The organism is Sphingomonas yunnanensis (assembly GCF_019898765.1).
GTDB lineage: Bacteria > Pseudomonadota > Alphaproteobacteria > Sphingomonadales > Sphingomonadaceae > Sphingomonas > Sphingomonas yunnanensis.
On sequence record NZ_JAIOKB010000003.1, the window covers coordinates 135,049 to 159,132 of the forward strand.

Consider the following 24,084-nt stretch of genomic DNA (forward strand, 5'->3'; position numbering starts at 1 on the left):
CGGTGAGGCGGGGCGCGGCGCGCGTGGAGGGTGCCCTCCCGGAGTATTACCCCGGCGAACGCCGGGGTCCAGTTGGGAAGGCCGGAATGAAAATCATTGACGTCCCCCATCTGGACCCCGGCGTCCGCCGGAGTGGTGGCTGGGGATTGTCTCGCGAGAGAGCGAGCGGTCGCGCCAGCGCCTAACCGGCCGCGATGATCGCGATCTGGCGGCCGTAGCCCGGCTCGCCGCGATGCGTCGCGCGGCGATAGCTGAAGAAGCGGCGCTCGTCGGCATAGGTGTCGAGCCCGAGTGTCTCGACCCGCACCACCCCCGCCGCGGCGAGCCGATGCGCGACATAGCCTTCGAGGTCGAAGCGCGCGTGCCCGGCGCGGCCGTCGGCGAAGAAGCGCTCGTTGGCCGCATCGTCGTCGAGGAAGCGCGTGCAGAAGCCCGCGTCCACCTCGTAGCTGGCGCGCGCGATGCACGGCCCGACCGACGCGACGATCCGCTCGCGCGACGCGCCCAGCGCCACCATCGCCGCGACGGTGGAGTCGGTCACCCCCGCGAGCGCCCCCTTCCACCCCGCGTGCGCCGCGCCGACCACGCCCGCGACCGGGTCAGCGAGCAGCACCGGGGCGCAGTCGGCGGTGACCACCCCCAGGGCCAGCCCCGGCGTCGCGGTGGCGAGCGCGTCGGCGCGGGGCCGCTCGGCGAAGGGGGCGTCGACCGTGACGCAGTCGGCGGAGTGGACCTGGAAGGGCGTCAGCAGGCTCGAACCCGGCGCCACCGCCGTCAGCGCCGCGTCACGGTTGGCGGTGACGGCCGCGGGATCGTCCTCCGAGCCGACCCCGCAGTTGAGCCCGGCGTACAGCCCTTCCGAGATGCCGCCCGCGCGGCCGAGGAAACCGTGCGGCACGGCGCCGAGCAGCCGCGCACGGAAGGGCTGGGGCGCGGTCACAGCGTGCGGCGCATCACGATGTCCTCGTCGGCGTGGCCGCCGACCATGAACTCGTAAGGGCCGACGTCCTCGAAGCCGTATTTGGCATAGAAGCGTCGCGCCCGCAGATTGTCGGTGAACACCGAGAGGTACATCGCCTGGTGGCCGCGCGCGCGCGCCTCCGCCAGCGCCCACTCCATCATCTCGGGCCCGAGCCCAGAGCCCTGCCACGGCTTGAGCAGATAGAATTGCCGCAGCTCGATCGCGCCCTCGGGCGGGGTAAAGGGCAATTTGGGAGGGCCCAGTTTGATGTAGCCAACCGCGACATGCCCCATCTCGACGATCTGCACCGCATAGGCCGGGTCGGCGACCTCGCGCGCCCAGTCCTCGGGGGTGTGCTGCTCGAGGAAGGTGGCGAGGTCGGCGGCCGAGTAGAGCGTGCCGAATGTCTCGGTGAAGGTCGCACGCGCCACGCCGGCGAGGCTGGCGGCATCGTCGACGGTGGCGGGACGGAGCGTCGGGCGCGGCATCATGCGAAGCCTGCCGGGCGCGGCCATTGGTCGTGAGTCACGGCGATCACCTTGAACAACTCCCCCATCTGCTCGACCAACCGGTCGCGATCCTCTGTTACCCTCCCGCCGAGCACCGTGGCGCGCTGGTCGATGCCGAGCGCGCGCAGGAAGGCGCCCTGGCCGACCGGCCCGTCGCACCGCGCGCCCGAGGCGCTGGCGACCAGCCCCAAGGTGGCCAGGTCGACGTGCGCGGTGAGGTCCTGCTCGCCCGGCGCCTCGAACGGGTTGGCGAAGGCGTGCGCGCGCACCGCCTGGAGCGTGTCGCCGATCGCCGGGCCTTGATAGCCATAGTCGATCACCAGCGCCGCGCCGCCCTGCGCGACGATGCGCGCGGCAAGGTCGGCCATCACCGCGACGCTGGCGGGCGACGTCTCGATCACCGCGCCCGGCGCGGCGTCGCGCAATGCCGGCGGCACGATCGTATCGGGGACGACGGCGCCCGCGACCGGCACGAAGAGCGTGTCCTGGCACGCCACCAGCCGCTCGTGCCACGCGTCGGGGCGGCGCACGAGCTGGCGGATCGGCAGCGCGTCGAAGAACTCGTTCGCCACGACGATCAGCGCCACGTCCTCGGGCAGCGTGTTGAGCGAGTCGTGCCACGTCGCGCCCGGCAGCCGCTCGGCCTGTGCGGCGCGCAGCGTCGCGCTGGTCTCGACGAGATGCACCGAGGGCGTCAGCCCGGCGCGCGCCATCACGCGCAGCGCGTCGGCACTGAGCGTGCCGCGCCCGGGGCCGAGCTCGACCCAGGCGACCGCGGGACGGCCGGCGCGGTCCCACAGGTCGGCCGCCCAGGCGCCGATCAGCTCGCCGAACATCTGGCTGATCTCGGGCGCGGTGGTGAAGTCGCCCGCGACGCCGAGCGGGTCGCGCGTCGCGTAATAATGCGCGTTGGCGGCGGCCATGAACTGGCTGACCGGGATCGGTCCGCCCAGCGTGATCGCGCGCGCCAGCCGCTCGGCGAGCAGCGGCTCGCTCACGCGACGCTGTCCAGCCCGACGATGGGCTCGACGCGGTGGCGGCGGCGCGGCGCGGTGACGATCAACGCGACCCCCGCCAGGATCATCGGCACGCACAGCCACTGGCCCATGTGCAGTCCGGTCTGCTCCGCGAACGTGCGCAGCTGCGCGTCGGGCTCGCGGAAGAACTCCACGGTGAAGCGCGCCACGCCATAGCCCGCGAGGAACAGACCGACCAGCTTGCCCGGCTGGTAGCGCGCGTCGGTGCGCCAGAAGAAGAACCAGAGCAGCAGGAACAGGGCGATGCCCTCGAGCCCCGCCTCGTAGAGCTGGCTCGGGTGGCGCGCGGGCTCGGGCACGCCGTAGGGGACGGTGCGCTCGAACACGATCGCCCAGGGCACGCTCGCGGGCTTGCCCCACAGCTCGCCGTTGACGAAGTTGGCGAGCCGCCCGAAGAACAGGCCGAAGGGCACCGCGCAGGCGACATAGTCGTGGACGCGCAGCCAGTTGAGCCCGTTCTTCCGGGCGAACCAGATGAGCCCGAGCGAGGTGCCGATCACGCCGCCGTGGAACGACATGCCGCCGTCCCACAGCCGCAGAATCGACAGCGGCCGCGTCAGCATTTCCGGCGCGTAGAACAGGACATAGCCGATCCGCCCGCCGAGGATGATCCCGAGCGTGGCGTAGAAGACGAGATCGTCGGCGTGGCGCCGCGCCATCGGCGCGCCGGGCTGGGCCAGCAATTTCAGCAGATACCACCAGCCGACGACGATGCCCGCGATATAAGCCAGACTATACCAGCGCAGCGTGAAGACGCCGATCGAGAAGACGTCGGGGTGCAGCCCGAGATCGGCGAAACGGACGTGGCCGGTGGCGGCGCCGGCACCCGGAGCAGCGGCGGCGAGGGCGGACAGGAACAAGGCTTTCCCCTTCTCAATGGCGCCTGCATAAGGGGAGGAAAGCACAAACCCAAGCGGAGAGAGTGATGGCTTCCGAGCTCGACCGGCGGATGGACGCGGTGATGGCGGCGCTGACCGGCGACGGAGGCCAGCTACCGCTCGGACAGGTCGAGCGTTTCGGCCGGACGCTGCCGTTCATCGCGGCGGCGCCCCCGACGCTGCCCGCCTATTTCGCGCATTTCTGCCAGCAGCACCGCGACGTCGAGTTCCTGGTCGCGGGTGACGAGCGGCTGAGCTTCGGCACCGTCCACGATCTTGCGAGTCGCGCCGCGCGCGCGCTGGTCGCGGGCTATGGCGTGCGCCGCGGCGACCGGGTGGCGATCGCGGCGCGCAATTCGCCGTCGTGGATCGTGCTCTACATGGCGATCATCATGGCGGGCGGGGTGGCGACGCTGCTCAACGGCTGGTGGCAGGCCGAGGAGATGGCCGCCGCGCTCGACGAGGTCGAGGTCGCGCTGGTGTTCGCCGACGCGCCGCGCGCCCGCCGGCTCGCCGCCATCCCCGGTGGCGCGGCGGTGCGGGTCGAGATCTTCGACGATCTCCAGCCGATCGAGAGCGCGCTCGCCGAGGTCCTGGCGCACGCCGAGGACGATCTCGGCGAGGGCGCCGGCGCGGTGCTGCCCGCGTTGAGCGGCGACGTTCATGCCACCATCCTGTTCACCTCGGGCTCGACAGGCCGCTCGAAAGGGGCGCTGTCGACGCACGCGCAGGTGCTGCAGGGGACATTCAACTTCCTCGCGTCGGCGCTGATGATGATGGGGATCGCGGCGCAGGACGGCGCGCTGACGGGCCTGCAACCAGCGACGCTGCTCAACCTGCCGCTCTTCCACGTGACCGCGATGGTGCCGACTTTGCTCCAGAGCTTCGCGATGGGGCGCAAGCTGGTGCTCATGCCCAAATGGGACGCCGAGGAGGCCATGCGGCTGATCGAGCGCGAGAAGGTGACCTATTTCGTCGGCGTGCCGCTGATGAGCTATGAGATGGTCAACCACCCCGAACGCGCGCGCTACGACCTCTCGACCGTCACTGACTTCGCCGCAGGCGGCGCACCGCGCCCGGTCGAGCATGTCCGCCGGCTCGACGCCGAGCTGACCGGCGCGCCGCTGATCGGCTACGGCCTCACCGAGACCAACGCGATCGGCACCGGCAACTGGCGCAGCAACTATCTCGCCAAGCCCGACAGTGCCGGTCGCGCCTCGGCGCCGCTGGTCGAGCTGGCGATCCTGGCCGAGGACGGCACTGCGCTCGCGCAGGGCGCGACCGGTGAGATCGGCATCCGCTCGGCCGCCAACTTCCAGGAATATTGGGGACGCCCCGCCGACACTGCGGCGGCCTTCACCGCCGACGGCTTCTTCCGCACCGGCGACCTCGGCTATCTCGACGCGGACGGCTATCTCTTCATCGTCGACCGCAAGAAGGACATCATCATCCGCGGCGGCGAAAATATCAGCTGCCAGGAGGTCGAGGCCGCCTTCTACGCGCATCCGCTGGTCGCCGAGGCGGCGGTGTTCGGGCTGGCGGACCCGCGCTACGGCGAGGTGCCGGGTGCGGTGGTGCATCTCAGCGAGCCGGGCGGCGTCGCATGCGAGGATCTGCTGTCTTTCCTCGCGCAGCACGTCGCCGCCTTCAAGGTGCCCGCGCGACTGTGGATCGAGGACGCGCCACTGCCGCGGCTGGGGACGGAGAAGATCGACAAGATCACGCTGCGCCGCCGCTATCGCGCGGTCGCTGAGGCGGAGGCTGCCGCGGCGGCGTGAGGTGCTGGAATAATTCTCCCGGCTGGCGGGGAGGGGGACCGCCGCGCGTCAGCGCGGTGGTGGAGGGGGGGCTCCACGAGCGTCGCGCCCGCGGACAGCCCCCCGTCAGCGCTGACTCCCTGCCACCTCCCCGCGCGCGCGGAGGATTGAGATGCCTTACGCCCCCAGCGCGCGCTCGGTATCCAGCCCGGCCTGGGCGATCAGCCGCTCGGTCACCCCGCGCGCGGCGGCCGCGTCGCCGGCGGCGATCGCCTCGAACAGGTCGCGGTGGAGCGGGATCGGGTCGCGATACTCGAGCGGCACGCGATATTTGAAGAAGGTGGTCCAGCGCACCGCCGCGGCGATGCTGCTCGACAGGCTCGCCAGCAGCTCGTTGCCGGTCGACTCCAGGATGGCGGCATGGAAACGCTGGTCCGCGGCCTGCCCTTCCTGCGTGCGTAGGCCCTGTCGCGCCATCACCTGCACGGCATCGCCCATGCGCGCCAGCTGCGCCGCGCTGCGCTGGACCGCGGCGAGCTCGGCCGCGGCGGGTTCGACGATCATGCGCAGCTGGAACAGGCTGCGCACGAAGCCGAGCGACGGCGCGCCCTCGAACATCCAGGCGAGCAGCTCGGGGTCGAGCAGGTTCCACAGCGCGCGTTCGCGCACGCGCGTGCCGGCCTTGGGGCGGCTCTCGACCAGCCCCTTGGCACTCAGCATGCGGAGCGACTCGCGGATGACGCTGCGCGACACGCCGAACTGGCTCGCCAGCTCCAGCTCGCCCGGCAGCACGGTACCGCTGGGATGGTCGCCAGTGACGATCGCGACCCCGAGCGTCCGCGCGAGCGTGACATGTGCCGGACCTCGACGCTCTCCGTTCGCCACTGCTCGTCTCCCTCCCGGACCGACAGTCTAGGCCGTCACGGACGTGCGGCAAGTTAATTGTCCAACAAGTTCCGGGAGGATGGCGCGGATGCCGGTCCGCGTGTGATCACCTCGGCGCCCTCGCGTGGAGGATGCGGCCGGTGGGCGCACGGGAAGGCGGATCCCGGAACACGGCCGGGATGACGCTAGGCGCTGGGATGGCCGGCGGATCTCACGCCGCGACGAGCACGGCCTCGGTCTCGGCGATCCACCCGCCGCCCAGCACGCGATCGCCGTCGTACAGCACCGCCGCCTGGCCCGGCGCGACGCCGTACTCGGGCGAGTCGAATACCAGCCGACCGCGGTCGAGCCGCGCCGGCACCGGTTTGGCCATCGAGCGCACCTTGGCGGTGAGTGCGCCTTCCAGCGGACCCAGCACGTTCATCCGCTCTAGCCGCGCCGCCGCGACCGCGAGCGCCGAGCGGGGGCCGACCACGACCCGCTGCGCCGCCGGCTCCAGCCGCACGACGTAGAGCGGCTCCGCGCTGCCGCCGATCTCGAGGCCGCGGCGTTGGCCCACGGTGTAATGCACCAGCCCGCGATGCTCCCCCAGCTTGCGACCGGCGAGGTCGACGATGTCGCCGACGGTCGCCGCCGCGGGGCGCAGCGCCTTGACGAGGCCGGCATAGTCGCCGTCGGGGACGAAGCAGATGTCCTGGCTGTCGGGCTTGTCGGCGACGAGCAGTCCCAGCTCGGCGGCGATCGCGCGCACCCGCGGCTTGGGCAGGGCCCCGAGCGGGAAGCGCAGGTAATCGAGCTGTGCCTGCGTCGTGGCGAAGAGGAAGTAGCTCTGGTCGCGCGCCGGATCGGCCGCCCGGTGCAGCTCGGCCCCGCCCGCACCGAGGAAGCGGCGGACATAATGGCCGGTGGCGAGGCAGTCGGCGCCGAGATCGCGGGCGAGCGCGAGCAGGTCGGTGAACTTCGGCCCCATGTTGCATCGGACGCACGGGATCGGGGTGCGGCCGGCGAGGTAATCGTCGGCGAACTGGTCGATCACGTCGGTGCGGAAGCTGCTCTCATGGTCGAAGACGTAATGCGCGATGCCGAGCCGATCGGCGACCGCGCGCGCGTCGCGGATGTCGCGCCCGGCGCAGCAGGCCCCCGCGCGCTTCGTCGCTTCGCCGTGGTCGTAGAGCTGGAGCGTCACGCCGATCACCTCGGCACCGCTGCGCGCGGCGAGTGCGGCGACGACCGAGCTATCGACCCCGCCCGACATCGCCACGACGATGCGCCGCGCGCCGGGCGCGAGCTGGAAATCCACGCTGTCCATGATGATGGGATCGATACTCCTTCCGGACGCGCCGCGTAAACCGAAATGAACGAAGCGTTGCGGCGCACTTTACGCGACCTTCAGACCATCGCCGTTACAGCAGCCAGCATGTCACTCGAACCCACTCACAACGATCCGCCGCTGCTCACCGCTCTGCGCCAGCGCCAGCTCGCGTCGCGCACCGCCCAGGTCGCGCGCGCACTCGACACGACACAGGGCGAGCGCGGCGCCAGCGGCACGTTCAACGCCACCGCGGCCGCCGTTCTGAGTGATTGGAGCAGGCGTGAATAGCTCGTTTACCGGACCACTTTAGAGCGTGTTCAACCAGCGTCCGTTACGGATGAGACACAACAAGGGTCCAACGTGGCGAGGGGGAAAACCCCGGAACCGAGGTAAGGAATGATCGAGAACCAGAAAATCCGTCCGGCCAAGGTGATCGGCCCGCTCGGCGAGCCGCTCACGCTTGATTCGCTGCCGCCGGCGGACACCACCCGCTGGGTAGTGCGGCGCAAAGCGGAGGTGGTCGCCGCGGTAAACGGGGGGCTGCTGTCCGTCGATGAGGTGTGCCAACGCTACGGCCTGACCGTGGAGGAGTTCGCCGGCTGGCAGCGCGCGATCGATCGATCGGGCATGCCGGGGCTCCGCGTGACGCGGATCCAGCACTATAAGACGCTTTACGAGCGTCAGCAGAACTTCTAACGCAGGCGTCCCATTTTCAGAATTACGGGGCCGGAACAATGCGCCGGCCTCGTGAGTATTCCCCGGCAGAGCCCGTCACCGTGTGGGCGCATCGCAGGGGAGTAACATCATGGGTATCATCATCTGGCTCGTCATCGGCGGTGTCATCGGCTGGCTCGCCAGCATCATCATGCGCACCGATGCGCAGCAGGGCATCTTCCTGAACATCGTAGTCGGCGTGGTCGGTGCGTTCCTCGGCGGCCTGCTGTTCACCGGCGGCTCGATCAACAATGCGCCGCTGACGATCTATTCTTTCCTGGTCTCGTTGGTCGGCGCGGTCGTGCTGCTCGCGATCGTCAACCTGGTTCGTCGCGGCCGGGTGCGCTGAGCGCCGGAGCGCTGAGCCGGCGCCGCACCTGCGGCGCGCGCTGAGCTGATCAAGGCGGTCGCCCTAAGCGGGGCGGCCGCCTTTTTCGTTACGGCGGCCTGGATCCCCCCCCGCTTGGCGGGGAGGATCTTCACGACGTCGACCGGACCCGGGTCCTCACTTCAGCAGAAAGCGCACGTTGAGCGTCGCGCTCAGCTCGCTCTCGCCGGGCAGGACCGCGCTGTCCGCGGCCGCGGGTGCCGCCGCCATGCGCATCTGCGCGAATGGGCGCGGCGGCTCTCCGTCGCTCTCGCCGGCCTCCCCGATCGAGACGATCCGCGCGACGGTCAGGCCGGCCGCCTTGGCGTAGAGCGCCGCCCGCGCCCGCGCGCGCGCGACCGCGTCAGCGCGCGCCTCGTCGAGTGCCCCCGCCGCGTCGGCGAGCGACAGCGTCGGCCCGTCGATCTGGTTGGCGCCGGCGCGCACCAGCGCGTCGAGCACCGGCCCCGCCTTGGCGACGTCGCGGAAGCGCACCGTCACCGCGTTGCTCGCCTGATAGCCGGTGACCGCGGGCGGCTGGTTCTCGGCGTAGCGGTATTGCGGCGAGAGCGCGACGCGGCTGGTGGCGATATCGCGCGGCGCGATCCCCGCCTTGGTCAGCGCGGCGACCACGGCCGCCATGCGGTCGGCGTTCTGCTGCATCGCGGTCGCCGCGACCGCGTCCTGCGTCACCACGCCCGCGCGCACCGTGGCGAGATCGGGCACGCGCGAGACCTTGCCGACCGCGGTGACGTCGAGGATCGTGCCCTCGGGTACCACCGTCGCCATCGGCAGCGGCGCCTGCGCCATCGCCGATCCGGGTAACGCGACGAGCGCCAAGGCCGCGCTCACCAATGCCCGATTCATCGCTTCGATCTCCCGTTGTACAGCAACTTCGCTGTGTTGGAGCGCGATAGAACGCAAGCTGAACGTGATAACTTACGTTGTCGCTTGCACAAAATGTCGCGCTCGGGCAGCGCCGGACTTGTAGGCGGTGATGTATGCGGGTAATACACGCTGGCCGGAGGGGAATGGATGACGTACGAGGCTGGTACTCTGCAGGGCGAGCAGCTGATGATCGAGGACGGCACGCCGCGACGTCGGCGGCGCTGGATCCTGATCGCTGGCATCGCTTTGCTCGCCGCCGCGCTCGCCGGCTATTTCCTCACCCGCCACAAGGACGCGCCGCACGCCGCGCCGGGCGATCAGGCGCCCACCGTGACCGTGCTGGTGCCGGGCGCGGCGGCGGTGGCGCGTCAGGTCAGCGCGACCGGCTCGCTCGCCGCCAAACGTGAGATGCCGGTCGGCGTCGCGGGCGAGGGCGGGATGGTCAGTCGCGTGTCGGTCGAGCCCGGTCAATGGGTCCGGGCCGGCCAGGTGCTCGCCACGATCGATCGCTCGGTCCAGGTGCAGACCGCCGAGTCGCTCTCCTCGCAGATCGCGGTGGCGCGCTCCGACCTGGTGCTGGCGCAGGCCGAGCTGGAGCGCGCGCAGAGCCTGGTCGACCGCGGCTTCATCTCCAAGGCCGACGTGCAGCGCCGCATCGCCACGCGCGACGCCGCCGCGGCGCGGCTGAAGGTGGCGGGCGCGACCTATTCGGAGCAGCGCGCGCGCAACGCCCGGCTCGACATCCGCGCGCCCGCGGCAGGGCTGATCCTCACCCGCGGCGTCGAGCCGGGGCAGATCGTCAGCTCGGCGTCGGGCACGCTGTTCCGCATGGCGCGCGACGGCGAGATGGAGATGCGCGCGCAGCTCGCCGAGAACGACCTGCAGGGCGTCCGTGTCGGCTCCGCGGCGCAGGTGACGCCGGTCGGCGACACGCGCTCCTTCGCCGGGCGGGTATGGCAGATCGCGCCGGTGATCGACACGCAGACGCGTCAGGGCATCGCGCGCATCCAGCTCAGCTATGACCCGGCGCTGCGCCCGGGCGGCTTCGCCTCGGCGACGATCACCGCGGGCGCGGAGAGCGAGCCGTCGTTGCCGCAGTCCGCTTTGCTGAGCGACGACCGCGGCAATTACGTGTACATCGTCGACGCCGAGGATCGCGCGCAGCGTCGCGACGTGAAGCTCGGCACGGTGACCGAGGATCGGGTTGCGATCGCCAGCGGGCTCAAGGGCGACGAGCGCGTGGTGCAGTCGGCGGGCGCGTTCCTCAACCCTGGCCAGAAGGTCAAACCGGTGCGGGCGCGAGTCGCGGGCCAGTAGAGCGGGATCAAGATCCATGGGCTTTCGCAACATCTCCGCCTGGTCGATCCGCAACCCGGTGCCGGCGATCGTCCTGTTCGTGATGCTGACGGTCGCGGGCATCGTCAGCTTCATCCGCATGGACATCAACGACTCGCCGGACATCGACTTCCCGGCGGTGTCGATCACCATCACCCAGCCGGGCGCCGCGCCGAGCGAGCTCGAGACCCAGGTGACGCAGCGGATCGAGGCCGCGGTGCGCACGCTGGAGGGCGTCGACGAGATCCAGTCGTTCGTGTCCGAGGGCAATTCTACGACGATCGTGCAGATGGCGATCGGCCAGTCGGTCGACCGCGCCGTCAACGAGGCGCGCGACGCGGTCACGCAGATCCGCGGCAACCTGCCGGAGGGGATCCTGGAGCCCCAGGTTAGCCGCGTGAAGATCAACGACAATGATCTCGGCAGCTACAGCGCGATCGCCACCGACATGACGATCGAGCAGCTCAGCTGGTACATCGACAACACCGTGACCAAGGAGCTGCTCTCGGTTCCGGGCATGGGCGGGGTGGAGCGCAACGGCGGCGTCAGCCGCGAGATCCGCGTGATCCTCGATCCCGCCCGGCTGGCGGCGCAGGGGCTCACCGCGAGCCAGATCAACAACCAGCTGCGCCAGGTGAACCTCGACGCGCCGGGCGGCCGCGCCGAGATCGCGGGCGCCGAACAGTCGGTCCGCGTGCTGGGCAACGCGCGCACCGCCTATGACCTCGGTCAGACGCAGATCAACGTCGGCGACGGCCGCACCATCCGCCTCGCCGACGTCGCCACGGTGCGCGACCTCTACGCCGAGCAGCGCTCCGCCGCGGCGGTCGACGGCAAGCCGGTGCTGAGCTTCGACTTCAAGCGCGCCAAGGGCTCGTCGGACGTCACCGTTTTCCGCGAGGGCAAGAAGAAGCTCGAGGAGCTCGAGAAGCGCAATCCGAGGGTCAAGTTCCGGCTCCGCGTCGACGGCTCCAAATATCCGCTGGAGCAGTACAAGTCGGCGATCCACGCGATGCTGGAGGGCGCCATCCTCGCAGTGGTGGTCGTGTTCCTGTTCCTGCGCGACTGGCGCGCCACGGTGATCTCGGCGCTGGCGATCCCGCTATCGGCCATCCCGACCTTCTGGTTCATGGAGCTGATGAACTTCACGCTCAACGAGATGACGATGCTGGCGCTGAGCCTCGTCGCGGGCGTGCTGGTCGACGATGCGATCGTCGAGATCGAGAACATCGTCCGGCACATGCGCATGGGCAAGACGGCCTATCAGGCGGCGATCGACGCCGCCGACGAGATCGGCCTCGCGGTGCTGGCGACGACGATGGCGATCGTCGGGGTGTTCCTGCCGGTCGGGTTGATGCCGGGCATCTCGGGGCAGTTCTTCAAGAATTTCGGGCTCACCGTGGTGGTGGCGGTGCTCATGAGCCTCGCCGTCGCGCGACTGATCACGCCGATGATCGCGGCCTATTTCCTGCGCGCCGGCGGCCATGTCGAGCATGGCGGCGGGCCGGTGATGAGCTTCTACCAGCGCGTGCTCGCCTGGACGCTCGACGAGGGCGGCGCGCCCGTGGCGCGTGCCAAGGGCGGGGTGCATCGCGCTTTTGGCTACTGGCGCGACCATCGTCTGTGGGTCGTGATGATGGGGGTGGGCGCGTTCCTCTTCACGCTCTTCCTGTTCACGCAGATCCCGATGTCGTTCCAGCCCGCGTCGGACCAGCCGCGCAGCACGGTGACGATCACCATGCCGCCGGGCAGCACGCTGGAGACCACCCAGGGCGTGGTCGACCAGGTCTATGAGCTGATCCGCAAGCAGCCCGAGGTGGAGAGCGTCTACACCCGCACCTTGGTGGGCTCGGGCCGCGTCACCGCGCAGCTGCGCGAGAAGCGCGACAAGACCTCGACCGAGTTCGAGCGCGGTCTGGCGCCCCAGCTCGCCAAGATCGCCGACGCGCGCGTCAACTTCCAGTCGCAGTTCGGCTTCGGCGACAACAACCGCGACATATCGGTGACGCTCGGCGGCGACGATCCGGTCGTATTGCGCCAGGCCGCCGACCGGGTCGTCCAGGACATGGCGAGAATGCCGGGGCTGATCGCGCCGCGCATCGCGGGCGACCTCAACCGGCCCGAGATCATCATCAAGCCGCGCTCCGACCTCGCCGCCAACCTGGGCGTGACCACCGCGGCTCTGTCCAACGCGATCCGCATCGCCACGATCGGCGACATCGACCAGAACAGCGCGCGCTTCTCGCTGAGCGACCGGCAGATCCCGATTCGTGTCGCGCTCGAGCAGAGCTCGCGCTCGCGACTGGCGACGATCCAGAACCTGCCGGTGCAGACGCAGAGCGGCGGCTCGGTGCCACTCAGCCTGGTCGCCGAGATCGGCTTCGGCTCGGGCCCGACCCGCATCCAGCGGATCAACCAGCAGCGCCAGCTCACCATCGGCGCCGATCTCCAGCCCGGCGTGGCGACCAGCGTCGCACTGCCCAAGATCAAGCAGCTGCCCGCGATGAAGTCGCTGCCGGTGGGCGTGCAGGAGCTCAACGTCGGCCAGGCCAAGTGGCAGCTCGAGATGCTGATGAACTTCATCACCGCGGTGGTGTCGGGCGTGTTCCTGGTCTTCTCGGTGCTGGTGCTGCTGTATCGCCGGCTGCTGCCGCCGTTGGTCAACATGGGCTCGCTGCTGCTCGCGCCGCTGGGCGGGCTGCTGGCGCTGCTGATCTCGGGCGATGCGCTGTCGATGCCGGTGTTCATCGGGCTGCTGATGCTGCTCGGCATCGTCGCCAAGAACTCGATCCTGCTGATCGACTTCGCGCTCGAGGAGATGGCGGCGGGCGTGGCGCCCTACGCGGCGATCGTCGACGCCGGACGCAAGCGCGCGCAGCCGATCGTGATGACGACCGTCGCGATGGTCGCGGGCATGGTGCCGACCGCGCTGTCGCTGTCGGGCGACGGCGCGTGGCGCGCGCCGATGGGGATCGTCGTGATCGGCGGGCTGACGGTCTCGACCATGCTGACGCTGCTGATCGTGCCCGCGGCCTTCTCGCTGGCGATCGGGGTGGAGCGCCGCGTCGGGCCGTGGCTCGGCCGCCGCCTGCTCACCTATCGCCCGGGCGACGAGGGCACGCTGATCGAGCACGCGCCGCATCCCGCCATCCCCGCGCCGTCGGGACGGATCGGCTTCCACGAGGACGGCACCAGCCCGGCGGAGTGAGGGGGGAGGTCGATCGCCATTCTGGCCGCTCCGTTCCCCGGCGAAGGCCGGGGTCCAGTTGGGCGACGCGAGTGGCGGCTGCACGGGCCTTCCCACCTGGGCCCCGGCCACCGCCGGGGGACGGGAGAGCGGGGAGCAGGCAGAATGACGCTCGCTCGGCGAGGAAGGTCGGCGTGGCCTAACCGTGAACGCCTGCGCGCTGCGTGAGCGGTCCGGCCTCGACCAAGCCACTCATCGCTTGAACATTCGCGTCGCTCACGGATTGTCCCGCTGATGCCAGCGCTTGCCCGATCTACCGCGCCGCCGCCCGCCCTGGTGCGGATGCGGCTGGTCGCGACCGGGCTGCTCGTCCTGATGGCGGGTATCTTCCTCGCCTCGCGCGCGCTCGAGCCGCGGCACGGCGCCTGGGGCTTCGTCCGCGCTTTCGCCGAGGCGGCGATGGTGGGCGGTCTGGCCGACTGGTTCGCGGTGACCGCGCTGTTCCGCCACCCGCTCGGGCTGCCGATCCCCCACACCGCGATCATACCGCGCAACAAGGACCGGATCGGCGACCAGCTCGCCCAGTTCCTGCGCGAATATTTCCTCGTGCCCGCGGTGGTGGCGCGACGGATGGGTCGGGTCGACGTCGCCGGGGCGGCCGGGCGCTGGCTCGCCAACCCGCCGGGCGCGGGCAGCCGGCTGACGCGCGGCGTGTCGCGACTCTCCGTCGAGGTGCTCCAGTCGCTCGACCAGGAGCGGCTCGGCGGCATGGTGCGCGCGATGCTGGTGGCGCGCGTGCGCGAGGCGCGGCTCGCGCCGATGCTGGGCCGCGCGCTCGCCGCCGCACTGGCCGAGGGGCGCCACCTGGCAGTGATCGACAGTCTGATCTTCTGGGCGCGCGACGCGCTCGCCAGCAACGAGCATCTCGTCCGCGCGATGGTGCACGACCGCGCCGGCTCGATCCTGCGCTGGACCGGTCTCGACGAGACGCTCGCGAACAAGATCATCGACGGGCTCGACAAGATGGTCGCGGAGATGGCGGAGAACCGCGAGCACCCGCTTCGCCTCAAGGCCGAGGACGGACTCGCGCAGCTCGCCGAGCGGCTCCAGCACGATCCCGCGATGCACGCGCGAGTCGAGACGCTCAAGCTCGAGCTGCTCGAGAACCCGGCGATGCAGGACTGGATCAACGGCCTGTGGGAGCAGGCGCGCGCGGCGATGCTGCGCGCCGCGCGCGACCCCGAGGCGATCCTGCGCGGCGGGCTGGGCGACGCGCTGCGCCAGCTCGGCGCGACGCTGCGCGACGAGCCGCGGCTGGGGCGCACGATCAACCGCTTCGTGCGTCGCGCCGCGGTGGGGGCCGCGGCGGACTATGGCGACTCGATCGTTCGGCTGGTGTCCGAGACGGTGCGCGGCTGGGATTCGCGGACGATCACCGCGCGGCTGGAGCATGCGGTGGGCAAGGACCTGCAATTCATCCGGGTCAATGGGACCCTGGTAGGTGGCCTGGTCGGCGTGCTGATCCACGCGGTCGACATATTGTTGTGAGGGCGAGGGAGCGGCGCGGTTCTCCGGCGAAAGCCGGGCCCCGTCGGGTGACGTTCCTGGATCTCACCACCGCCTGCCCGCCTGGCCCCGGCCTACGCCGGGGAACGGCGACGAAAGGTGTTGGGCGTCACTCACTTCCCACCTCCGAGAGATACGCCCGCGGAACGAACATTGCTCCGGAACGCTTGTGGCGACATGAGCTTTGCCGCATGGGATAAAAGATGACCGCGGCAGCTGATTTCAGCGAGGAAAGAGACGGGCAGGCGCCCGTGCTGCGCTTCACCGGCGACCTGTCGCTGGCGCGGCTGGGCAACCTGCCCGACCGGCTCGGCCAGGTGCAGGGTAACGTCACGACCGTCGATCTCTCCGAGGTCGACCGGATCGACACGATTGGCGCCTGGGTGATCCACCGCTTCGCGCGCCAGCACGACGCGACGATCGAAGGGCTCGACGACGACGCGCGTCACCTGTTCGAGCAGGTCGAGGCGGCCGACCAGCCGGTGCAGATGCGGCCGCAGTCGGGCTCGTCATTCCGTCGCGTGCTCGGCGAGATCGGCGAGGCGTCGACCAACGCCGCGCGCACCTCGCTCGGGCTGCTCGGCTTCATGGGGGCGACGCTGATCGCCTTCGGCGGCGTGATCCGGCATCCCAGTCGTTTCCGCTTCAATGCGACCGTCCAGCGTTTCGAGGTGGTCGGCGTCTCGGCGCTCGGCATCATCGGGCTGATGAGCTTTCTGATCGGCATCGTCATCGCGCAGCAGGGCGCGGTGCAGCTGCGCCAGTTCGGTGCGGAGGCGTTCACGATCAATCTCGTCGGCCGCATCACGCTGCGCGAACTCGGCGTGTTGATGACCGCGATCATGGTGGCGGGGCGCTCCGGCTCGGCCTTCGCGGCGCAGCTCGGCACGATGCAGCTGACCGAGGAGATCGACGCCATGCGCACGATCGGCGTCTCGCCGATGGAGGCGCTGGTACTGCCGCGCACGGTCGCCGCGATCGTGCTGATGCCGTTGCTGGGCTTCTACGCTTCCGTGCTGTCGATCATCGGCGGCGGACTGCTCTGCTGGTTCGCGCTCGACATACCGCCCGTCGCTTATGTCGCGCGGATCCGCGAGGTGGTGCCGATCACCGACCTGTTCGTCGGGCTGATCAAGGCGCCGGTGTTCGGCGCGATCATCGCGATCGCGGGCTGTTTCCAGGGTATGCAGGTCAAGGGCGACGCCGAGCAGGTCGGCCTCAAGACCACCTCGGCGGTCGTGCAGGCGATCTTCATGGTGATCGTGGTCGACGCCTTCTTCGCGGTCTTCTTCGAACAGATCGGCTGGATCTGATGGCGCGGCGCGACATCCACCGGCGCGACGAGCCGATCATCCGCGTGCAGGGGCTGCGCAACAGCTTCGGCGACGCGGTGATCCACGACAACCTCGACCTCGACGTGCGCCGCGGCGAGATCCTCGGCGTGGTGGGTGGATCGGGCACGGGTAAGTCGGTGCTGATGCGCTCGATCATCGGGCTGCAGTCGCCCGACCGCGGCGAGGTCGAGGTATTCGGCGAGCCCACGCTCGGCCGCTCCGAGCATGAGACGGTGGAGATCCGCAAGCGCTGGGGCGTGCTGTTCCAGGGTGGCGCTCTGTTCTCGACGCTGACCGTGGCCGAGAACGTGCAGGTGCCGCTGCGCGAATTCTACCCCGAGCTCGATCTCGCGCTGCTCGACGAGATCGCCTCGTACAAGGTGGTCATGACGGGCCTGCCAGCCGACGCCGGACCGAAATATCCGGCCGAGCTGTCGGGCGGCATGAAGAAGCGCGCGGGCCTCGCGCGCGCGCTGGCGCTCGATCCCGAGCTGCTGTTCCTCGACGAGCCCACCGCCGGGCTCGACCCGATCGGTGCGGCGGCCTTCGATGAGCTCACCCGCGCGCTGCAGAAGACGCTGGGCCTCACCGTCTTCCTGATCACGCATGACCTCGACACCCTGTACGCGATCTGCGACCGCGTCGCGGTGCTCGCCGACAAAAGGGTGATCGCGGTGGGCACGATCGACGAGCTGCTCGCGCTCGATCACCCCTGGATCCAGGAATATTTCAACGGGCCGCGCGGGCGCGCCGCGGTCGCCGCCCAGAGCGCGGCGGCGGAGCGGGTCGACTCCGCCGACGCCGACGCGCGCGCGCACCCGACCGACGTGAGCGAGCGAGTCACCGGGCAGCACAGCCAGGGCGGCCTCGCCGACAACAGGGCCCGCGGGGCCGCAGGGGCAGAGTGATGGAAACGCGATCGAATCACGTCCTCGTCGGCGCCGTCGTGCTGATCCTGCTGGCGATGGTCGCCATCTTCACGGTGTGGATCGCGCGGATCGGCGGCACCGAGGAGCGCGAATATGACATCTTCTTCCGCCAGGCGGTCGACGGCCTCGCCAAGGGCTCGTCGGTCACCTTCTCGGGCGTGCCGTCGGGGCAGGTGAAGTCGATCTCGTTGTGGCAGCCCGATCCGCAGTTCGTCCGCGTCCGCATCAGCGTCAACGGTGATACGCCGATCCTGCGCGGTACCACCGCGACGATCCAGGGCAGCTTCACCGGCACCAGCACGGTCAGCCTGGACGGCGCGGTCAAGGGTGCCCCGCCGATCGCCTGCCCGGAGAACAACGCGGGCAACGTCTGCCCCCTCGGCAAGCCGGTGATCCCGACCAAGACCGGCGGCATCGGCGCGATCCTCAATTCCGCGCCGCAGCTGCTGGAACGCCTCTCGACGCTGACCGAGCGCCTCACCGGCATGCTGAGCGATCGCAACCAGGCGTCGATCGCCGGTATCCTCGACAATACCAACCGGCTGACCGACGCGCTCGCCGACCGCGGCCCGGAGATCGCCGCGACCTTGGCGCAGACCCGCGTCGCGATCGCGCAGGCCGGCAACGCGGCGCAGCAGATCGGTGCGCTCGCGCAGACCACCAACGGCGTGCTCGCCAATGACGTGCAGCCCGCGATGGCGAATCTGAACAAGGCGATCACCTCGGCACAGGCTAGCGCGGACACGCTCAACTCCGCGATCGGTGACGCGCGGCCGGGGCTGACCACCTTCAGCAAGCAGACGATCCCGCAGATCAACCAGCTGGTGCGCGACCTGCGCGTCACCACCGCGTCGCTGTCGGCGATCTCCGAACGAGTCGAACAGGGCGGCGCCGGCTCCCTGATCGGGCAACAGAAGCTGCCGGACTACAAGGGGAAATGATCGTGCGATCGGTGGCCAGGACTTTCCTCGTGGCGGCGGTGCCGATGCTGCTGGCGGGTTGCGTGCGGTTCGGTGCCGAGCCGCCGCCCTCGCTGCTGACGATCGCGGCCCAGTCGCAGCCGCAGCCCGGCACGGCGCAGAACTCCGCCTCGGCGCGCTCGATCGTGGTGCAAGTGCCCTCGGCGCCGACCGCGATCGCGACCACGCGCGTGCCGGTGCAGGAGACCGACACGACGATCGCCTATGTCAAGGACGCGCAATGGGCGGAGCCGCCCGCGCGCCTCTTCGCGCGGCTGCTCGCCGACACGGTAACCGCGCGCGCGAATATGGTGGTGCTGTCGCCGGCGCAGTCGTTCAGCGATCCCAGTGCCAGCCTGGCGGGCGAGCTTCGCTGGTTCGGTCTCGACGCGACGCAGCGGCAGGCGGTGGTGGTGTATGACGCCGCGCTGACCCCCGCGGGCGCGACCAATGTCGAGAAGCGGCGCTTCGAGGCGCGCGTCCCGGTCGCGGCGATCGACGCGTCGTCGGCCGGCCCGGCGCTGAGCCAGGCGGCCAACCAGGTGGCGCAGCAGGTCGCCGACTGGGCGGCGGGGCAGCGCTGATCCACCCGCCCGCGTGCGAGGCGGCTTGCGCGCCGGCGCGCGAGCCTCTAGGCGGGCGGGCTCCCGGGTATGCGGAGCGGTGGCCGAGTGGTCGAAGGCGCTCGCCTGGAAAGTGAGTATACGCCAAAAGCGTATCGAGGGTTCGAATCCCTCCCGCTCCGCCACCCAGTCTGAGACTTCCTCGACTTTTTCGACCCTCCTCGCTGAAATGGCGCGTTTCCGCGGGGCGACGTGCGCTTCTCGGTAGCGCGGAGAAGGTTAGGCAGGGGCATGTCGTGGTGATTCACGCCGACATTCTCCGGAGCGAGGCTGGCCGGTACGGTTCTCCCTCGGCTCGGGACACCAGCTTTCAGTTCGGCAATTTATCTAGTTTCGCTCACTCGGCCAGTTGGCGAGAGCCGCTCGCGTCGGCGAATGTCGCAGTTATCTGCGCTTTTCTGATGGTGCGAGTAGGTGCGTATGACTGCGAGAGACGAGGCGTAACAGGCGGCTAATTACGTCGTATTTAGGCAAGAACCGGCTTCAGTTAAAAGGCCGGTGAAGCGTCAAAATTTCTCTTGCGCCCTCGCTCAGTGAGGCACACATTTATCCGAGGTTGTCGGGCGGCTTTGTCAAAGCTAATGCACCGGCCATGGGCGGCGGGGTAGGAAGGGCACATGCCCCGCCCGCGCAAGCCCGCCTCGCCATTCCGCTACTTCAACTCGTCGCCCGAGGTGATCCGGTCGAGGACCTGCTGTTCGAGCGCGGGATCGACATCTGCCACGAGACGGTGAGGCTGTGGTGGAACAGGTTGGGTCCGCTGTTCGCGGGCGAGGTGCGGCGCCAGCGGGTGAGCCGGATGCGCGGCTTCCGCCATTGGCGCTGTCACCTGGACGGAATGTACGTGAAGCTGAACGGCGAGATGGTCTACCTGTGGCGCGCCGTCGATCACGAGGGCGAGATCCTCGAGAGTTACGTCACCAAGGCACGCGACAAGAAGGCGGCGCTCGCCTTCATGAAGAGAGCGCTCAAGCGCCACGGCTCGCCTGAGGCGATCACCACCGACGGTCTGCGCTCCTACGGTGCTGCACTGACGGAGCTAGGCAGCCGCGAGAAGCAGGAGGTGGGTCGCTGGGCCAACAATCGGGTCGAGAACTCTCACCTGCCGTTCAGGCGACGAGAGCGGGCGATGCTGCGGTTCCGGCAGATGCGCACGCTACAGAAGTTCGCCTCGGTCCACGCCAACGTCCACAACCACTTCAACCACGAACGTCACCTCGTTGACAGGCAGACCTACAAGCAGCGCCGCTCCGCGGCGCTCGCAGAGTGGCAGGCGCTCGCCAGCTGACCCGCCGCCTACGATGGTCGGAATGCATCGTATAGAGACGAGTTCGCATTAGACTGACAGCAGCGGCCCAACCGCTCGTTCCGTTTCTCACGGAGTTATGCCTGAGCGTTATTGAGGCCAGCGGCCGCCCGCGACCCCCACGCTTCCATCAAGCACGTTGGCGAACGCATAAGGTAACAGTCTTTGACACCCGCAAGCCGGACCAGTATCTGGCGCCGATGCCTTCGCCATCTAGTCTCAACGTCTCGCTCACCCCTGAGCTATGCGAATGGATCTCCGCGCAGGTTGCCTCCGGCCGCTATCGCAGCGCCAGCGAGGTTGTACGTAACGCGCTACGCGCGTTGCAGGAGCAGCAGCGGGACAGGGCTGTCGACCAGACGCTTGTCCAGGCGCGGGTCGGACAATGACAAAGGACAGCCAGGCAGCGGAGCTAATCCGCATGCGGGACTGGTCCTCCCATCCGTTGGGCCTCCCAGATAGCTGGCCGGTCGCCCTTCAACTCTCGCTCGGCACCGTGCTCCATTCGCCTGAGTCCATGTGCATGGCTTGGGGACCGGAGCTCACGTTCTTCTTCAACGACGCCTATCTGCCGATCCTTGGCCCTCGTGTGGATGGGGCCATGGGGGCGCGCTTCGCGGAACTGTGGGCCGATGTCTGGCAGCAGGTCGAGCCGATCGTCCACAAGGCGCTTGGTGGTGTCGCGAGCCGGTATGACGACCTGCCGTTGACGATGGCACGCTTTGGCCGCCCCGAGCAAACCTGGTGGACCTTCTCCTATTCGCCCTTGTTCGATGAATCCGGCGCGGTCGGCGGCATGCTCTGCATTGCCAACGAGCAGACCGCACGCGTCGCCGGCGAAGCGCGGTTGCGGGCTAGCGAGGGCCGCGCTCGCCAGATCATCGACAGTGCCCTCGATTATGCGATCATCGCCACCGATCCGGAAGGCCACATTACCTGCTGGAACGAGGGTGCACGCCGCACGCTCGGCTGGACTGAGGAGGAAATGCTGGGTCAGCCCGCGGACCGCTTCTTCACGCCCGAGGACGTGGCGGCTGGACAGGTCGCGAAAGAGATGCACAGCGCGCTCGAGACCGGGAAGGGCAAGGACGAACGCTGGCACCAGCGCAAGGGCGGCGACCGTTTCTGGGCCGATGGCGAGATGACGGTGCTCAAGGATGAGGCCGATCGGGCGATTGGCTTCGTCAAGGTGCTGCGGGACCGCACCGCTCGCCGCCTTGACCTGCAGGCCCGGCAGCGGCTGGAGGACGAGTTGCGCCGGCTCAACGCCCAGCTCACCACCGACGTGAACGAGCGCACCGCCGAACGCGATCGGCTGTGGGATACGTCACCCGACCTGCTGCTGATCGTAGATTTCGATGGTATCGTCCAGGCGGTCAACCCCGCCTGGACGACTATGCTCGGGTATGAGCCGAGCGAATTGCTGGACCAGTCGATCAGCAATTTCGTCCATCCCGAAGATCATGCGCTGACGGAAAAGCTCGTGCACGATGCCGCTGGCAGACCGCTGATCTCGGTCGAGAATCGCTATACGGCCAAAGATGGCTCCTATCGCTGGATCTCGTGGGTGTCCGTTCCCGGTGAGGACGTGATCTACGCCACCGGCCGTGATGTGACCCGCGACAAGGAAGCTGGTCGAGCGCTACGTCATGCCGAAGAGCAGTTACGCCAGAGCCAGAAGGTCGAGGCGGTCGGCCAGCTCACCGGAGGGGTCGCCCACGACTTCAATAACCTGCTCACCGTGATCCGCGGCTCGATTGATCTGCTGCGCCGGCCCGACGTGCCGGAAGAGCGCCGCAAGCGCTATATCGACGCGATCTCGGACACTGCCGATCGCGCCGCCAAGCTGACCGGCCAGCTCCTCGCCTTCGCGCGACGCCAGACGCTAAGGCCCACTGTGTTCGATACCCGCAAGAGCGTTGCGGTGATCGAGGACATGATACGCACGCTGACCGGCTCGCGGATTGAGGTCGAGGTGATACGGCCCGACGAGCCGTGCATGGTGAACGCCGATCCCAGCCAGTTCGACACGGCGCTAGTCAACATGGCGGTGAACGCCCGTGATGCGATGGGCGGCAGCGGCCGGCTTACGATCGAGGTGCGCAGGGCAACTGCGCTGCCCGCGATGCGCGCCCATCCGGCTGTCGAGGGCGAGTTTGTGGCGGTATCGTTGACGGACACGGGCGCCGGCATTCTGCCCGAAAAGATCGACCAGATTTTCGAGCCGTTCTTTACCACCAAGGACGTGGGGCAGGGCACGGGCCTCGGCCTTAGCCAGGTGTTCGGGTTCGCCAAACAGTCGGGCGGCGAGATCGATGTGGAGAGTCGGCCCGGCGAGGGGGCGACGTTCACGCTCTACCTGCCTCGTTCGATGCAGGCGACAGAGCAGGCTGAGCCGGAGAGCGACGCCGAGGCGAACGCGCGAGGCAACGGCGCCTTCGTCCTCATCGTCGAGGATAATCCGGAGGTCGGCAACTTCGCTACCCAGGCGTTGCAGGAGCTGGGTTATGACACGCGCCTTGCCAGCGACGCTCAGAAGGCTCTCGCGGCGCTCAGAGACAGCGGCAGCGGCGATGGCAGCGGCTTCGACGTGGTATTCTCTGACGTGGTGATGCCCGGCATGTCCGGGATCGAGCTTGGTCAGGAGGTCCGCCGCCTCTACCCGGACCTGCCCGTGGTTCTCACCAGCGGTTACAGCACCGTGCTCGCCCAGAACGGTACGCACGGGTTCGAACTGCTGCAAAAGCCGTACTCGATGGATGAACTGTCGCGCGTGTTGCGCAAGGCGGCGGCTTGGCGCGAGCGGGCCCACGCCAACGCGCCTCAGATGACTGAATAACCTCGAACCGCTGAAAAGGCGGTCGCCCGTTCTCCCAGATCGATCGACTTACGAGGTTCCAAACCGCGGCCATCAGATCTGTCACCGCTCGGAACAGGCATCAAGCGTCTGGAATGAAGGGCGGTACGCGCAGATAACCACGGAAGTGGACGATATGACACAGTCTGGTGTGCGGCGGCCGGCGCGCACGCGGCGATGCTTCTCGCGATCATCGTCAGTGCCATGGCGCTGACGACAGCTGCGCGGAGGCGGCGCCGGTCTGCTCGATGTGCGCGCGATCCTGATCGTTGGTATCGATCGCTGGAGGTGATCCGACGTCCCCTTCTTATAGTCGCAGTATAATTATCAGGATCAACAAAAAGCGTGTATGGCTCGGACGTGCGGCGTAGCCGCGTGCGATCTCGCGAGGAATTCATGGCACGCTTCAGCATGAGATGGTGTGGCGAGAACCGCCTTTTTGAGAAGAGACCCATTGAGTCGACGAGCGTGGCAGAGGCTCGGCTCGAGATTGCGGCAGCAGCGAGCGCATTCATCAAGGGCCATGCTGCGGAGCTATGGATCGACAAAGTCTGGTACGTCGAGCTGAACGATGAAGACGAACAAACACTCTATGAGCTGAAGATCACAGCTAAGGAAACCGAACAGGCTATGTCGATGGGCATACGACCGAGCTGATGCGCATCATGCTCTTGGAAGCA

Annotated in this window: 21 protein-coding genes, 1 tRNA gene and 1 pseudogene; 16 read left to right on the plus strand and 7 right to left on the minus strand. The window is 68.9% G+C overall.

Features of this window, described 5'->3' with window-relative positions; all coding sequences use genetic code 11:
* Nucleotides 1-181: 181 nt before the first annotated feature.
* From pgeF to lgt, 4 genes are read right to left on the minus strand one after another with little or no spacing between them, the layout of a single operon-like run.
* A complete protein-coding gene (gene pgeF, locus K7957_RS10375) occupies nucleotides 182-940 on the minus strand; it encodes a peptidoglycan editing factor PgeF (protein ID WP_223011925.1) in 759 nt (252 codons plus the stop codon).
* The gene (locus K7957_RS10380; RefSeq protein WP_223011926.1) at nucleotides 937-1,449 is read right to left on the minus strand and encodes a GNAT family N-acetyltransferase; all 513 of its coding nucleotides are present in this window, start codon (nucleotides 1,447-1,449) and stop codon (nucleotides 937-939) included. Before K7957_RS10380 ends, pgeF begins: the two co-directional genes overlap by 4 nt.
* Entirely contained in the window at nucleotides 1,449-2,468 is a 1,020-nt protein-coding gene (locus K7957_RS10385; RefSeq protein WP_425517197.1) for a class I SAM-dependent methyltransferase, read from the minus strand. Before K7957_RS10385 ends, K7957_RS10380 begins: the two co-directional genes overlap by 1 nt.
* Nucleotides 2,465-3,367 (minus strand): prolipoprotein diacylglyceryl transferase, encoded by a 903-nt coding sequence (lgt, locus tag K7957_RS10390; protein ID WP_223011927.1) that lies wholly within the window; start codon nucleotides 3,365-3,367, stop codon nucleotides 2,465-2,467. The genes K7957_RS10385 and lgt overlap by 4 nt, the downstream gene beginning before the upstream one ends.
* A gap of 65 nt (nucleotides 3,368-3,432) precedes the next feature.
* On the opposite strand from lgt, the gene K7957_RS10395 reads away from it, so the two are divergent.
* Nucleotides 3,433-5,163 carry a class I adenylate-forming enzyme family protein gene (locus K7957_RS10395; RefSeq protein ID WP_223011928.1) on the plus strand — a complete coding sequence of 577 codons (1,731 nt, stop codon included), beginning with the start codon at nucleotides 3,433-3,435 and terminating at the stop codon, nucleotides 5,161-5,163.
* Between the two features lie 156 nt (nucleotides 5,164-5,319).
* Here the strand turns inward: K7957_RS10395 and K7957_RS10400 are convergent, their stop codons facing one another.
* Both K7957_RS10400 and mnmA read right to left on the minus strand, forming a co-directional pair.
* Nucleotides 5,320-6,027 carry a FadR/GntR family transcriptional regulator gene (locus K7957_RS10400; protein WP_223011929.1) on the minus strand — a complete coding sequence of 236 codons (708 nt, stop codon included), beginning with the start codon at nucleotides 6,025-6,027 and terminating at the stop codon, nucleotides 5,320-5,322.
* A gap of 211 nt (nucleotides 6,028-6,238) precedes the next feature.
* Nucleotides 6,239-7,336, minus strand: coding sequence for a tRNA 2-thiouridine(34) synthase MnmA (gene mnmA / locus K7957_RS10405; protein WP_223011930.1), 1,098 nt, complete (start codon nucleotides 7,334-7,336; stop codon nucleotides 6,239-6,241).
* 108 nt (nucleotides 7,337-7,444) lie between these two features.
* On the opposite strand from mnmA, the gene K7957_RS10410 reads away from it, so the two are divergent.
* The 3 genes from K7957_RS10410 to K7957_RS10420 all read left to right on the plus strand — a co-directional run bounded on the left by K7957_RS10410 (nucleotide 7,445) and on the right by K7957_RS10420 (nucleotide 8,402).
* Nucleotides 7,445-7,627: a hypothetical protein gene (locus K7957_RS10410; RefSeq protein WP_223011931.1), complete on the plus strand. Its 183-nt coding sequence runs from the start codon at nucleotides 7,445-7,447 to the stop codon at nucleotides 7,625-7,627.
* Nucleotides 7,628-7,735: 108 nt separating this feature from the next.
* Nucleotides 7,736-8,035, plus strand: a complete 300-nt coding sequence (sciP, locus tag K7957_RS10415) for a CtrA inhibitor SciP (protein WP_183921615.1) — start codon at nucleotides 7,736-7,738, stop codon at nucleotides 8,033-8,035.
* A 109-nt stretch (nucleotides 8,036-8,144) separates the two neighbouring features.
* Nucleotides 8,145-8,402 (plus strand): GlsB/YeaQ/YmgE family stress response membrane protein, encoded by a 258-nt coding sequence (locus K7957_RS10420; RefSeq protein ID WP_223011932.1) that lies wholly within the window; start codon nucleotides 8,145-8,147, stop codon nucleotides 8,400-8,402.
* 156 nt (nucleotides 8,403-8,558) lie between these two features.
* On the opposite strand, the gene K7957_RS10425 is transcribed toward K7957_RS10420, so the two are convergent.
* Nucleotides 8,559-9,287 carry an SIMPL domain-containing protein gene (locus K7957_RS10425; protein ID WP_223011933.1) on the minus strand — a complete coding sequence of 243 codons (729 nt, stop codon included), beginning with the start codon at nucleotides 9,285-9,287 and terminating at the stop codon, nucleotides 8,559-8,561.
* Between the two features lie 168 nt (nucleotides 9,288-9,455).
* On the opposite strand from K7957_RS10425, the gene K7957_RS10430 reads away from it, so the two are divergent.
* From K7957_RS10430 to K7957_RS10485, 12 genes and pseudogenes are all read left to right on the plus strand, one after another.
* Nucleotides 9,456-10,625 carry an efflux RND transporter periplasmic adaptor subunit gene (locus K7957_RS10430; RefSeq protein WP_223011934.1) on the plus strand — a complete coding sequence of 390 codons (1,170 nt, stop codon included), beginning with the start codon at nucleotides 9,456-9,458 and terminating at the stop codon, nucleotides 10,623-10,625.
* Between the two features lie 16 nt (nucleotides 10,626-10,641).
* Nucleotides 10,642-13,851, plus strand: coding sequence for an efflux RND transporter permease subunit (locus K7957_RS10435; protein WP_223011935.1), 3,210 nt, complete (start codon nucleotides 10,642-10,644; stop codon nucleotides 13,849-13,851).
* Nucleotides 13,852-14,172: 321 nt separating this feature from the next.
* Nucleotides 14,173-15,378 (plus strand): DUF445 domain-containing protein, encoded by a 1,206-nt coding sequence (locus K7957_RS10440; protein WP_223012245.1) that lies wholly within the window; start codon nucleotides 14,173-14,175, stop codon nucleotides 15,376-15,378.
* Nucleotides 15,379-15,599: 221 nt separating this feature from the next.
* Nucleotides 15,600-16,709 (plus strand): ABC transporter permease, encoded by a 1,110-nt coding sequence (locus K7957_RS10445; protein ID WP_223011936.1) that lies wholly within the window; start codon nucleotides 15,600-15,602, stop codon nucleotides 16,707-16,709.
* Nucleotides 16,709-17,638: an ABC transporter ATP-binding protein gene (locus tag K7957_RS10450; protein WP_223011937.1), complete on the plus strand. Its 930-nt coding sequence runs from the start codon at nucleotides 16,709-16,711 to the stop codon at nucleotides 17,636-17,638. Before K7957_RS10445 ends, K7957_RS10450 begins: the two co-directional genes overlap by 1 nt.
* On the plus strand, nucleotides 17,638-18,600 hold the full coding sequence (locus tag K7957_RS10455; RefSeq protein ID WP_223011938.1) for an MlaD family protein: 963 nt from the start codon (nucleotides 17,638-17,640) through the stop codon (nucleotides 18,598-18,600). The genes K7957_RS10450 and K7957_RS10455 overlap by 1 nt, the downstream gene beginning before the upstream one ends.
* 11 nt (nucleotides 18,601-18,611) lie before the next feature.
* Nucleotides 18,612-19,202, plus strand: a complete 591-nt coding sequence (locus K7957_RS10460) for an ABC-type transport auxiliary lipoprotein family protein (RefSeq protein WP_425517199.1) — start codon at nucleotides 18,612-18,614, stop codon at nucleotides 19,200-19,202.
* A 73-nt stretch (nucleotides 19,203-19,275) separates the two neighbouring features.
* A tRNA-Ser gene (locus K7957_RS10465) sits at nucleotides 19,276-19,366 on the plus strand.
* A gap of 492 nt (nucleotides 19,367-19,858) precedes the next feature.
* Nucleotides 19,859-20,529, plus strand: a pseudogene (locus K7957_RS10470) (IS6 family transposase).
* Nucleotides 20,530-20,747: 218 nt separating this feature from the next.
* Complete coding sequence (locus K7957_RS10475; RefSeq protein WP_223011940.1) at nucleotides 20,748-20,936, plus strand: type II toxin-antitoxin system ParD family antitoxin; 189 nt, start codon at nucleotides 20,748-20,750, stop codon at nucleotides 20,934-20,936.
* Nucleotides 20,937-20,968: 32 nt separating this feature from the next.
* Nucleotides 20,969-23,386 (plus strand): PAS domain S-box protein, encoded by a 2,418-nt coding sequence (locus K7957_RS10480; RefSeq protein ID WP_223011941.1) that lies wholly within the window; start codon nucleotides 20,969-20,971, stop codon nucleotides 23,384-23,386.
* A gap of 414 nt (nucleotides 23,387-23,800) precedes the next feature.
* The gene (locus K7957_RS10485; RefSeq protein WP_223011942.1) at nucleotides 23,801-24,061 is read left to right on the plus strand and encodes a hypothetical protein; all 261 of its coding nucleotides are present in this window, start codon (nucleotides 23,801-23,803) and stop codon (nucleotides 24,059-24,061) included.
* The last annotated feature ends 23 nt before the right edge of the window (nucleotides 24,062-24,084 follow it).